Source organism: Streptomyces sp. Ag109_O5-10, from assembly GCF_900105755.1.
Taxonomy (GTDB): Bacteria; Actinomycetota; Actinomycetes; order Streptomycetales; family Streptomycetaceae; genus Streptomyces.
In genome coordinates this window covers 7,706,041-7,717,838 of record NZ_FNTQ01000001.1, presented here as the reverse complement: position 1 = coordinate 7,717,838, position 11,798 = coordinate 7,706,041, and the positions used below count along the sequence as shown (strand labels likewise).

Below are 11,798 nucleotides of genomic sequence, written 5' to 3'. Positions count from 1 at the left end.
TTACTTCTCCTCGGTGGTGCGGGCGTGGCTGACGGCGGGTTCGTTGCCGCCGAGCAGGAGGTACAGAACCGCCATCCGGATGGAGACTCCGTTTGCGACCTGCTCGACGACGGTGCAGCGCTCGGAGTCGGCGACCTCGGCGGTGATCTCCATGCCGCGGACCATCGGGCCGGGGTGCATCACGATGGCGTGCTCGGGCATCCTCGCCATGCGCTCGCCGTCGAGGCCGTAGCGCCGCGAGTACTCGCGCTCGGTGGGGAAGAACGCCGCGTTCATGCGCTCGCGCTGGACGCGCAGCATCATCACGGCGTCGGACTTGGGCAGTACGGCGTCGAGGTCGTACGACACCTCGCACGGCCACCGCTCGACCCCGACCGGTACCAGGGTGGGCGGGGCGACCAGGGTGACCTCGGCGCCGAGGGTGTGCAGCAGGTCGACGTTGGAACGGGCGACCCGGCTGTGCAGGACGTCGCCGACGATGGTGATGCGCTTGCCGGCCAGGTCCTGCCCCGTCCCGGCGTCCCGGCCCACCAGGCGGCGGCGCATGGTGAAGGCGTCCAGGAGGGCCTGGGTGGGGTGCTGGTGGGTGCCGTCGCCTGCGTTGATCACGGCCGCGTCGATCCAGCCGGAGGTGGCCAGCCGGTAGGGCGCCCCGGAGGCGCCGTGCCGGATGACGACCGCGTCGACGCCCATCGCCTCCAGGGTCTGCGCGGTGTCCTTCAGGGACTCGCCTTTGGAGACGCTGGACCCCTTGGCGGTGAAGTTGATGACGTCGGCGGAGAGGCGCTTCTCGGCGGCCTCGAAGGAGATCCGGGTGCGGGTCGAGTCCTCGAAGAAGAGGTTGACGACGGTGCGGCCGCGCAGGGTCGGCAGCTTCTTGATCGGCCGGTCGGCGACCCGGGCCATCTCCTCGGCGGTGTCGAGGATCAGGACGGCGTCGTCGCGGGTGAGGTCGGCGGCCGAGATGAGATGACGCTGCATCTGTCAGGCTCCGTAAGGAAGTTCACATATCGGGAGATTGCGGGCAGGCGTGGGCGCACCGGGGCGGTGCGGGTCCTTACGCCTGCTACGGGGTCGGCTTCGCGCCGAGCAGCACGGTGTCGCGACCGTCCTCCTCGGCGAGCAGGACCTTGACCGTCTCCCGCAACGACGTGGGGAGGTTCTTGCCGACGTAGTCGGCGCGGATGGGCAGTTCGCGGTGGCCGCGGTCGACGAGGACCGCCAGCTGGACCGCGCGGGGGCGCCCGATGTCGTTCAGGGCGTCGAGGGCGGCGCGGATGGTGCGGCCGGAGAAGAGCACGTCGTCGACGAGGATCACGAGCCTGCCGTCGATGCCGTCACCGGGAATCTCGGTGCGGGCCAGCGCACGCGGTGGGTGCATGCGCAGGTCGTCGCGGTACATGGTGATGTCGAGCGAACCGACGGGCATCTTGCGGTCGGTGATCTGCTCCAGCTTGGCGGCGAGCCGCTGGGCGAGGAAGACACCGCGGGTCGGGATGCCGAGGAGCACCACGTCGTCGGCGCCCTTGGCGCGCTCCACGATCTCGTGGGCGATGCGGGTCAGGACCCGCGCGATGTCCGGGCCCTCGAGAACGGGCCGCGCGTCGGATGCCCGCACCGCGGTGTCGGGCGTTTCCTGCTGGTCCGGCTTTTCCTGCTTGTCCATACGAAACGGACCCCCTTCTCCGCCTCACGGGACGGACCTTAAAGGACGTCGGATTTGCGCCATCCACCGTAGCAGGTGACCGAGAGGCCTCCGATCACCCCCCTGGCGTAATCGGTCATCGCTCCCACGGAAGAGTCGGTGCGGACCATTCGGCTTGACGCAGCAGAGTAACGCTGCGTAACCTCACAGTGAGTTACCAGCCGCGCGGCAGGAACCAAGGCCGGCCGCGTCGACACAGTGTCCGGGGAGCTATATGTCCAGCGAATACGCCAAACAGCTCGGGGCCAAGCTCCGGGCCATCCGCACCCAGCAGGGCCTTTCCCTCCACGGTGTCGAGGAGAAGTCCCAGGGTCGCTGGAAGGCCGTGGTGGTCGGTTCGTACGAGCGCGGCGACCGTGCCGTGACCGTACAGCGCCTTGCAGAGTTGGCGGATTTCTACGGGGTCCCGGTGCAGGAGCTCCTGCCCGGCACGACGCCCGGCGGTGCCGCCGAGCCCCCGCCGAAGCTGGTCCTCGACCTGGAGCGGCTGGCCAACGTGCCGGCCGAGAAGGCGGGACCCCTGCAGCGCTACGCGGCGACGATCCAGTCCCAGCGCGGTGACTACAACGGCAAGGTGCTGTCGATCCGCCAGGACGACCTGCGCACACTGGCCGTCATCTATGACCAGTCCCCCTCGGTCCTCACCGAGCAGCTGATCAGCTGGGGCGTCCTGGACGCGGACGCCCGCCGCGCGGTGGCCAGCCACGAAGAGGCCTGACCCGCACCACGACTGAGCAGAAACGTGCCGCCGGGGTGGCCGGAACTCGACGGTTCCGGCCACCCCGGCGTCTTTTGTCATCGCCCTTCCCCCGGTGGGCGACGGTTGCCCGCCCGACCAAGGGGCGCTGAGGTACCCCCTGGCCGACGGCTGGGGGAGGAACTGCGCGACAGGCCCCACACGGCCCGCAGCCGCCCTGCCACCGCACCACCCACCCCACTGGGCACACGAACGCCGGAGGGCCTGCAGCGAGGCACGCTGCAGGCCCTCCGGCGTCTCGTCGGCTCACGCCTCGCGGCGCAGCGACGGCTTCAGCTCCTTCAGGCGCCCCAGAAGCCCGTTCACGAACGAGGGCGACTCGTCCGTGGAGAACTCCTTCGCGAGCTGCACCATCTCGTCGAGGACGACGGCGTCCGGCGTCTCGTCGACCCAGATCAGCTCGTACGCGCCGAGGCGCAGGATGTTGCGGTCGACGACCGGCATCCGGTCCAGCGTCCAGCCGACCGCGTACTGCGCGATCAGCTCGTCGATACGCGTGGTGTGCTCGGCGTAGCCCTCGACCAGCTGCATCGTGTACTCGCTCACCGGCGGCTGCCGGGTGTCGTCCCTGGAGAGCCGGATCCAGTCCGCGAGCACGGTCAGGACGTCGGCCCCGCGCTGGTCGCCCTCGAAGAGGATCTGGAAGGCTCGCTTGCGGGCCGTGTTGCGGGCAGCCACGGTTAGCTGTTCACCCGGCCGAGGTAGTCGCTCGTGCGGGTGTCGACCTTGATCTTCTCACCGGTCGTGATGAAGAGCGGGACCTGGATCTGGTGGCCGGTCTCCAGGGTGGCCGGCTTGGTGCCGCCGGTGGAGCGGTCGCCCTGGACGCCCGGCTCGGTCTCCTGGATGGTCAGCTCGACGGCGGCCGGAAGCTCGACGAAGAGCACCTCGCCCTCGTGCTGGGCGACGACGGCCGTGAAGCCCTCGATCAGGAAGTTCGCGGCGTCGCCGACGGTCTTCCGGTCGATGTGCAGCTGGTCGTACGTGTCCATGTCCATGAAGACGAAGTACTCGCCGTCCATGTACGAGAACTGCATGTCGCGCTTGTCGACAGTGGCCGTCTCGACCTTGACGCCGGCGTTGAAGGTCTTGTCGACCACCTTGCCGGACAGCACGTTCTTGAGCTTGGTGCGCACGAAGGCGGGGCCCTTGCCGGGCTTGACGTGCTGGAACTCGACGACGGACCAGAGCTGGCCGCCTTCGAGCTTGAGCACCAGGCCGTTCTTGAGGTCGTTCGTGGAAGCCACGGTTGCGGAATCTCCTGGACTGACGTGGACGACCCCGGGGCACGCACCTTGCCTAGAGTGCGAGCAGCTCCTTGGTCGTGATGGTGAGTAGCTCGGGTCCGCCGTCCGCCTCGGGGCGTACGACGAGCGTGTCATCGATCCGGACGCCGCCCCGGCCCGGGAGGTGGACCCCCGGTTCGACGGTGACCGGCACGCAAGCGTCCAGTTTACCCATGGCTGAAGGGGCGAGCTGCGGGTCCTCGTCGATTTCGAGTCCGACGCCGTGTCCGGTGACGGGTTGGAGGCCTTCCGCGTAGCCCGCGGAGTCCAGTACCTGGCGGGCGGCGCGGTCGACGTCGCGGTGGGCGGCGCCGGGAACCAGGCTCTCCCGGCCGGCCCGCTGGGCGGCGAAGACCAGGTCGTAGAGGTCGATCTGCCAGTCGGCGGGGGAGGTGCCGATGACGAAGGTACGGCCGATCTCGCAGCGGTAGCCGCGGTAGGCGGCGCCGAGGCAGACGGTCAGGAAGTCGCCCTCCTCGACCCGCCGGTCGGTGGGGCGGTGGCCGCGGCGGCCGGAGTTCGGGCCGGTCGCCACGGAGGTGGGGAAGGCCGGGCCGTCGGCGCCGTGGTCGACCAGGCGGCGCTCCAGCTCCAGGGCGAGGTGGCGTTCGGTACGGCCGACGAGGATCGACTCCAGGAGTTCGCCGAGGGCCTGGTCGGCGATCTCGGCGCCGATGCGGAGGCAGGAGATCTCCTCCTCGTCCTTGACGACCCTGAGCTGCTCGACGGTGCTGCCGAGGTCGATCAGGCGGAGGGCGGGGGCGACGGAGGCGAGGGCGCGGTGCCGGGCCACGGTGAGGTGGTGCTCCTCGACGGCGAGGGTGTCGGCGTCCTGGGCGGCGGCGAGGTCGGCGGCGGCCACGGCGGGGTCGCCGCCGGGTCCTGCCAGCAGGTGCGGCCGCAGGGCCTCGTCGGGGCGGGCCTCACCGGGGCGGTCGTCCGGCGGGCCGGGGCAGACGAGGAGGTCCTCGCGTCTGCCGAGGAGCAGGACGGAGCCCTTGGGGGCGGCGCCGGCGAGGTATCTCACGTTGGCCGGGTGCGAGATGACGGCGGACTGGCTGCCGGCCGCGTGGCAGCGTTCCCTCAGCCTGGTTCGGCGGGCCGCGTACACGTCTGACATGAGTCGAGCGTAGGAGGGGTGGGCGGTTTGTGCCGGTTGAAAGGGGCCGAGTGGGGTGGCTGGGCGCCGTTTTCGGGTGCGGGTGCGTGGAGGTTTTGCGCAGTTCCCCGCGCCCCTTCGAAAGACCGGTCGCGTTTCGGCTGCCCGCCGGTGGGGGCATTCGCGCAGTTCCCCGCGCCCCTGGAAAAACCGGTCGTGTCTCGGCTGCCCGCCGGTGGGGGCATTCGCGCAGTTCCCCGCGCCCCTGGAGAAACCGGTCGTCTTTCGGCTGGCTGCTGGTGGGGGGGCAGCCGCGCGGTTCCCCGCGCCCCCGCGAAAGACCGGTCGCGTTTCGGCTGTGGGGCGGTGGGGGTGAGCGCGCGGTTCTCCGTGCCCCTGGGGTTCTCCGGTGGGTCCTCGTTACCAGGTTGGGGGGCTGGCTATTGCTCGGGTCAGGACCTCGTCGAGGACTCGGGCCGTTGCTGGGACGTCGAGCTGGGAGTTGTCGATGATCGGGAGGCCGGAGCCGTACCAGCCGGCCATGCGGCCGTGGATGCGGGCCACCTCCTCGTCGGTGAGGCGGCGGTTGCCCGTGCGCTCCGCGTTGCGCTCGAGGACGATGTCGAGGCCGGGGAGGAGGACGACCGGGAGGAGGCCGGGGCCCACGTGCCGCTTCCAGCCGCCGAGGCCGACGACCGGGCGGTCCGGGAAGACGGCGTCGTCGAGGATGCACGAGATGCCGTTGGCGAGGAAGTTGCGCGCGGCGAAGCCGCAGGTGCGGCGGGCGAGGCGGTACTGGGCCTCGGAGTGGTCGTTCCATCCGGACTGGGGGTCGGCGAAGCCGGAGCGGACCCACTCGCGGACGTCGTCGAGGCTGATGTGGGCGGTGGGGACCCGCCGGTGGTCGGCCCAGTACTTGGCCACGCTGGTCTTGCCCGCACCGGCGGGGCCGATCAGGAGGACGGCCAGGGTTGTGCTGGTCGGGTCGGGGACCGTGGCGGCGGGGGGCGGGCTCGGCATGCCCACCGGGGCGCCCGGCGGCAGCGGGACGTGGCCCGTGGTCTCGGGCGGCAGCGGGGGCAGCGGCGGCTGCGGGGGCGCGGCCGGTGGCGGCGGGACGGGCGTGGGGCCCTGCGGCGCTCCCGGGTGCTGTGCGGCCGGCTGCCAGCCGGTCGGTCCCTGCCCCGGCTGATGGGGCGGCGGCAGCGGAGATCCCACTGCGTGCTGCATCCGGTGCCACTCCGTCTCGTGATGTTCGGCCGCGCTCGTTACCGAACGGTACCGCCCCCGGTGGTCGTTTGGTGAAACGGCCGGGGGCGGTCCGAAGTGCCCGTGCCGGGAGGCTGATCGGGCGGAAGGAACAGTCGCGGACCTACTGCCCGACCTCGCCGTACGCGGCGAGCAGCACGGCCGGGTCCGGGCCCTCCAGGACGGTCGGCTTGGCGAGGCCGTCCAGGACGATGAAGCGGAGCAGGTCGCCGCGGGACTTCTTGTCGACCTTCATGGTCTCGACCAGCTTGGGCCACTGGTCGTAGCGGTAGTGCAGCGGGAGACCGACGGACTCCAGGACCGTGCGGTGGCGGTCGGCCGTCGCGTCGTCCAGGCGGCCGGCCAGCCGGCCCAGTTCCGCGGCGAAGTGCATGCCTACGGCGACCGCCGCGCCGTGCCGCCACTTGTAGCGCTCGTTCTTCTCGATGGCGTGGCCGAGCGTGTGGCCGTAGTTGAGGATCTCGCGCAGGCCCGATTCCTTGAGGTCGCAGGAGACGACCTCCGCCTTCACCCGGATGGAGCGCTCGATCAGTTCGGCCGTGTGCGGGCCGGCCGGGGTGCGGGCGGCCTCGGGGTCGGACTCGATGAGCTCCAGGATCACCGGGTCGGCGATGAAGCCGGCCTTGATGATCTCGGCGAGTCCGGAGACGTAGTCGTTGACCGGGAGCGAGTCGAGGGCGGCCAGGTCGCACAGGACGCCCGCCGGGGGGTGGAAGGCGCCGACCAGGTTCTTGCCCTCGGCCGTGTTGATGCCGGTCTTGCCGCCGACCGCCGCGTCCACCATCGCGAGGACGGTGGTCGGGACGGCGATCCAGCGGACGCCCCGCAGCCAGGTCGCGGCCACGAAACCGGCGAGGTCCGTGGTCGAACCGCCGCCCACGCCGACGACGATGTCGGAGCGGGTGAAGCCGGACTGGCCGAGCGCCTTCCAGCAGTAGGCGGCCACCTCGGCGGTCTTGGCCTCCTCGGCGTTGGGCACCTGGATGGCGACGGCCTCGTAGCCCTGCTCGGCCAGGTCGGCGCGGAGCGCGTCGCCCGTCTCGGCGAGCGCCTCGGGGTGGATCACGGCCACCCGCTTCACCCTGTCCCCGATCAACCCGCCCAGCTCGCCGAGGAGCTGACGGCCCACCAGGACCTCGTACGGCTCGGTGCCCGCCGTGCCGCCGACCTGGATCCGGGTGACTGCCTCGCTCATGCTTCCTTCAACTCCAGTGCGTCCAGGGCTGCTTGGGTGACCTCTTCGGGCGTACGGCCGTCGGTCGCCACGACGGCCGTGGCGACCTCCTCGTACAGGTGCCGCCGCGCCTCCATCAGCTCGCGCCACTGCTTGCGCGGGTTGATGGCGAGCAGGGGCCGGGCCGCGTTCAGGCCGGTGCGCTTGACGGCCTCCTCCACGTCCATCGAGAGGTAGACCACCGTGCGGCCGGCGAGCAGACCACGCGTCTCCGCGTCGAGGATCGCGCCCCCGCCGAGCGCGAGGACGCCCTCGTGCTCGGCCAGCGCCGCCCGCACCGCCCGCTTCTCGATCGCCCGGAAGGCCGGCTCGCCCTCGGCCACGAAGATGTCGGCGATGGCGCGGCCCTCGGCGGTGACGATGTCCTCGTCGGTGTCCCGGTAGCCGACGCCGAGCCGCTCGGCCAGCAGCAGCCCGACCGTGGACTTGCCCACGCCCATCGGCCCGACCAGCACCACCCGCGGTGCGCCGGTCACCGGATGGCCAGGTTCTCGAGGTACGACCGGACGTTCCGGCGGGTCTCGGGGACCGAGTCGCCGCCGAACTTCTCCGCGACCGCGTCCGCGAGGACGAGCGCGACCATCGCCTCGGCGACGATTCCGGCGGCCGGCACCGCCGACACGTCCGAGCGCTGGTGATGGGCCTGGGTGGCCTCGCCGGTCGCCACGTCCACGGTCTGCAGGGCCCGCGGCACGGTCGCGATCGGCTTCATCGCGGCCCGGACACGGAGCAGCTCGCCGGTGGACAGGCCGCCCTCGGTGCCGCCCGCGCGCCCGGAGACACGGCGGATGCCCTCGGACGTGCTCACGATCTCGTCGTGCGCCTTCGAGCCCGGCACCCGGGCCAGCTCGAAGCCGTCGCCGATCTCCACGCCCTTGATCGCCTGGATCCCCATCAGGGCCCCGGCGAGGCGGGCGTCCAGCTTCCGGTCCCAGTGCACGTGCGAGCCGAGGCCGACCGGGACGCCGTAGGCCAGCACCTCCACCACGCCGCCGAGCGTGTCGCCGTCCTTGTGCGCCTGGTCGACCTCCGCGACCATCGCCTTCGACGCGTCCGCGTCCAGGCAGCGCAGCGGGTCGGCGTCCAGCTTCTCGACGTCCGCGGGGGTGGGGTAGACGCCGGCCGGCGCCTTCACGGAGCACAGCTCGACGACGTGCGAGACGATCTCGATGCCGGCCGTCTCCTTCAGGTACGACCGGGCCACCGCGCCCAGCGCCACCCGGGCGGCCGTCTCCCGCGCGGAGGCCCGCTCCAGGACCGGCCGGGCCTCGTCGAAGCCGTACTTCTGCATGCCGGCGAGGTCGGCGTGACCGGGGCGCGGGCGGGTCAGCGGGGCGTTGCGAGCCAGCCCGGCGAGGATCTCCGGGTCGACCGGGTCGGCCGCCATGACCTGCTCCCACTTGGGCCACTCGGTGTTGCCCACCATGATCGCGACCGGGGAGCCGAGGGTGAGACCGTGCCGGACGCCGCCGAGGAAGGTGACCTCGTCCCGCTCGAACTTCATGCGCGCACCGCGGCCGTAGCCGAGCCGCCGCCGCTCCAGGTGGTCGGCGACCATCTCGGTCGTGATCGGCACGCCGGCGGGAAGGCCCTCCAGCGTCGCGACAAGTGCGGGACCGTGGGACTCCCCCGCGGTCAGCCAACGCAGCCTGCTCAACGATGCTCCTCAGTGCTCGCGCCCTGGTACTGCCCTGCGTACACGCGTCCTCGCGTACGGCGACGGCCGACCGGGTGGGCGTGGTCCGGTCCGTCATGTCCGATCCTCCCACGTCCGGGCCCTCGACCCGGCGCCCGGTCCAGCAGACGGACGCGGATCCGTCAGGTCAGCGCTCGGCGAGCGCCTTCTCCCCGGCCCGGCGCATGGCGTCCAGCGGCGCCGGGCTCCGACCGGTCATCTGCTCGACCTGAAGCACCGCCTGGTGCACCAGGAGGTCGAGGCCGCTGACGACGGCGCCTCCGAACATCGACCAGCGGGCGGCCAGCGCGGTGGGCCAGGGGTGGTAGAGGACGTCGAAGAGGGTGGTGGGGCACTCCGGCACGGCGCCGGCGAGGGCGTCGGTGGTGCCGGCGGGGGTGGTGGCGATCACCAGCGGCGCGTGCAGGGCCTGCTCCGCGTCGGCCCAGTCGGCGGTGCGGACCTCGACGTCGAGCCGCTCGCCCCAGTGCCGCATCTCGGCGGCGCGCTCCGCGCTGCGGACGTAGGCGACGACCTCGCCGGTGCAGATCCGGGCCAGGGCGGCCAGCGCGGAGGAGGCGGTGGCACCGGCACCGAGGATGGCGGCGGAGCCGACCTGTTCGATTCCGTGCTCGCGGAGCGCGGCGACCATGCCCGGAATGTCGGTGTTGTCGCCGAGGCGGCGTCCGTCCTCGGCGAAGACGACGGTGTTGACCGCGTCGACCGAGGCGGCCGTCTCGCTGATCTCGTCGACCAGCGGGATGACCGCCCGCTTCAGCGGCATGGTCAGCGACAGCCCCGCCCACTCCGGTCCCAGCGACGCGAGGAAGCCGGGCAGCCCGGCCTCGTCGACCTCGAAGCGCTCGTACGACCAGTCGGCGAGGCCGAGTTCGCCGTACGCGGCCCGGTGCAGCACCGGGGAGAGGGAGTGGGCGATGGGCTTACCGAGCACGGCGGCCCGGCGGGCGTCGTCAGTTGCCCGAGTTGGCATTGAATTTTTCCTTGAGCTGCTGGAATTCCGCGTAGGTCTTGGCGAATTCGGTGTTGTTCTGGCCGTCTGTCGCCACGAAATAGATCCAGCCCTCGTCGGTCGGATTCAGTGCCGCCTTGAGCGCGTCCTCGCCGGGGTTGCCGATCGGACCGGGCGGAAGCCCCTTCTGGGTGTACGTGTTGTACGGGTCCCTGTTGCTGTTGATCTCCGACTCGCTGATGTGGATGTTGCTGGTGCCCTTCAGGTAGTTGAAGGTCGAGTCGAATTGCAGCTTCTGGTTCGTCTCGGTGTTCGTGGGCTTGAGACGGTTGTAGATCACTTCCGCCATCTTGCGGAAGTCGTCGTGCGTCTTTCCTTCGGCCTGAACGAGGCTCGCGACCGTGATGACCTGCAGCGGGCTGTCCAGATCGTACTTCTTGGCCTCCGCCTCCAAGTCGTAGGCGGCGTACTCCTCCTTGGCCGCGGCGACCATCTGTTTCAGCACCGCCTCGGGCTTCATGCCCTTGGCCGCGGGATAGGTGCCCGGGTAGAGGAATCCTTCCAGCGGGTCCATGATCTTGCTGTTGGAGTTCGCGTAACTCGGCAGGCCGAGGGTCTTGTACTGGGCCTTGGCGGCTTTCTTGGAGGTGCCGGGGGAAAGGCCGAGTTTCTTGTCGAGCGCCACGTAGACGGCCGTCGCGCGCTCGCCCGGGGTGACCACCACATTGGCCTGGCTCTTCGGGTCGAGCATCAGCAGCACACAGCTCGCGGCGGACATCTCCTTCTTGAGCGTGTAGGCGCCCGCCTGGATCGTGTCGCCCCTCGTGTTCTGGTTCTGCGCGTGGACGAACGCGTCGACGCTCTTGACGACGCCGGCCTCCTTCAGGCGGCGGCCGATCTCGTATCCGCCGGCCCCCTTGGGGATCTGGACGGTCACGGTCTCGGCGGAGCCGCTGCCCGCGTAGTCCGGGGCCGCGCCGAAACGATTTTGGTAGAAGTGCCAGCCGAAGTAGCCGACGGTGGCCGCGCCGCCGCCGAAGACCAGGCAGACCACGAGGCAGGCACAGCCGCTGCGGCGTTTCTTGGCGCCCTTGCCCCCTTTGGCGTCCTTGCCGCGGCCACCACCGCGGCGTCCTTTCGGATCGTCGTCCCCGTCGTCGTCATCGTCGTCGGCGCCGGTGAAGAAGGGGTGCTGCTCCTCTTCCCCCTCCTCGACGGCGGGATCCGGCTGCGCTTCCGGCTCGGGGCGCCGGCGGCCGGGCGGCTCCGGGGGCGGGTAGGCGTCCTCGGTGCCGTAGAAGTCGGGCTGCTCGGCGCCGTAGGCCGCGGGCTGCTGACCGTAGGGGTCGCCAGGGTCGGCGGCGTAGGGGACGTGGCCGTGGGTGCCGGTCGCGTCCCAGGTGCCCTGGTGGTACTGCTGCGGGGCGTGGCCGACGTACTGCTGCTGGTCGTACTGCTGCTGGCCGTGCCCGTCGGCGTAGCGGAGTTGGCCCTGCTCGTCGTAGTACGCGTACTGCTGCTGGTCGTACCCGCCCTGCGGGTACTGGCCCCAGTCGCCGTACTGCTCCTGCTGCGACTGCTGCGGGTAGTGCTGCGGCTGGCCGCCGTAGGGGGACTGCTGACCCACGTGGGCCTGCTGTCCTCCCCACCCGTCGTCCCCGTACAACGGGTCCTCCGGGTGCCACGGTTCGGAGCCTGGGCCCCGGCCATACTCAGTCATCGATCCCCTAGAGCCGCGAGGCGGCGCGTCACGCGGCTGGTGGGCCGACCGACCGTTCCGCCTCTTGCTGTGCGGTGGCTGTT

The 11,798-nt window shown here is 71.2% G+C and carries 12 protein-coding genes; 1 reads left to right on the top strand and 11 read right to left on the bottom strand.

Going from position 1 to position 11,798, the window contains the following annotated elements:
* Together BLW82_RS35235 and pyrR are read right to left on the bottom strand one after the other, a co-directional pair.
* Positions 1-981, bottom strand: coding sequence for an aspartate carbamoyltransferase catalytic subunit (locus tag BLW82_RS35235; protein ID WP_093505386.1), 981 nt, complete (start codon positions 979-981; stop codon positions 1-3).
* A gap of 85 nt (positions 982-1,066) precedes the next feature.
* Positions 1,067-1,666: a bifunctional pyr operon transcriptional regulator/uracil phosphoribosyltransferase PyrR gene (gene pyrR / locus BLW82_RS35230; protein ID WP_093505384.1), complete on the bottom strand. Its 600-nt coding sequence runs from the start codon at positions 1,664-1,666 to the stop codon at positions 1,067-1,069.
* Between the two features lie 253 nt (positions 1,667-1,919).
* On the opposite strand from pyrR, the gene bldD reads away from it, so the two are divergent.
* The gene (gene bldD / locus BLW82_RS35225; RefSeq protein ID WP_093505382.1) at positions 1,920-2,423 is read left to right on the top strand and encodes a transcriptional regulator BldD; all 504 of its coding nucleotides are present in this window, start codon (positions 1,920-1,922) and stop codon (positions 2,421-2,423) included.
* 285 nt (positions 2,424-2,708) lie between these two features.
* Here bldD and nusB read toward each other — a convergent pair whose 3' ends face one another.
* The 9 genes from nusB to mltG all read right to left on the bottom strand — a co-directional run bounded on the left by nusB (position 2,709) and on the right by mltG (position 11,715).
* Positions 2,709-3,140 carry a transcription antitermination factor NusB gene (gene nusB / locus BLW82_RS35220; RefSeq protein WP_093505380.1) on the bottom strand — a complete coding sequence of 144 codons (432 nt, stop codon included), beginning with the start codon at positions 3,138-3,140 and terminating at the stop codon, positions 2,709-2,711.
* 2 nt (positions 3,141-3,142) lie between these two features.
* The gene (gene efp / locus BLW82_RS35215; protein WP_046726575.1) at positions 3,143-3,709 is read right to left on the bottom strand and encodes an elongation factor P; all 567 of its coding nucleotides are present in this window, start codon (positions 3,707-3,709) and stop codon (positions 3,143-3,145) included.
* Between the two features lie 52 nt (positions 3,710-3,761).
* Complete coding sequence (locus tag BLW82_RS35210; RefSeq protein ID WP_093505378.1) at positions 3,762-4,868, bottom strand: aminopeptidase P family protein; 1,107 nt, start codon at positions 4,866-4,868, stop codon at positions 3,762-3,764.
* Positions 4,869-5,267: 399 nt separating this feature from the next.
* Entirely contained in the window at positions 5,268-6,077 is an 810-nt protein-coding gene (locus BLW82_RS35205) for a Pro-rich N-terminal domain-containing protein (RefSeq protein WP_093505376.1), read from the bottom strand.
* A 142-nt stretch (positions 6,078-6,219) separates the two neighbouring features.
* Complete coding sequence (gene aroB, locus BLW82_RS35200; protein ID WP_093505374.1) at positions 6,220-7,311, bottom strand: 3-dehydroquinate synthase; 1,092 nt, start codon at positions 7,309-7,311, stop codon at positions 6,220-6,222.
* A complete protein-coding gene (locus BLW82_RS35195) occupies positions 7,308-7,790 on the bottom strand; it encodes a shikimate kinase (RefSeq protein WP_093508441.1) in 483 nt (160 codons plus the stop codon). The genes aroB and BLW82_RS35195 overlap by 4 nt, the downstream gene beginning before the upstream one ends.
* A 32-nt stretch (positions 7,791-7,822) precedes the next feature.
* Positions 7,823-9,007 (bottom strand): chorismate synthase, encoded by a 1,185-nt coding sequence (gene aroC, locus BLW82_RS35190; protein ID WP_093505372.1) that lies wholly within the window; start codon positions 9,005-9,007, stop codon positions 7,823-7,825.
* A gap of 166 nt (positions 9,008-9,173) precedes the next feature.
* The gene (locus BLW82_RS35185) at positions 9,174-10,016 is read right to left on the bottom strand and encodes a shikimate dehydrogenase (RefSeq protein WP_093505370.1); all 843 of its coding nucleotides are present in this window, start codon (positions 10,014-10,016) and stop codon (positions 9,174-9,176) included.
* Positions 9,997-11,715, bottom strand: a complete 1,719-nt coding sequence (gene mltG / locus BLW82_RS35180; protein WP_093505368.1) for an endolytic transglycosylase MltG — start codon at positions 11,713-11,715, stop codon at positions 9,997-9,999. The genes BLW82_RS35185 and mltG overlap by 20 nt, the downstream gene beginning before the upstream one ends.
* Positions 11,716-11,798 lie beyond the last annotated feature (83 nt).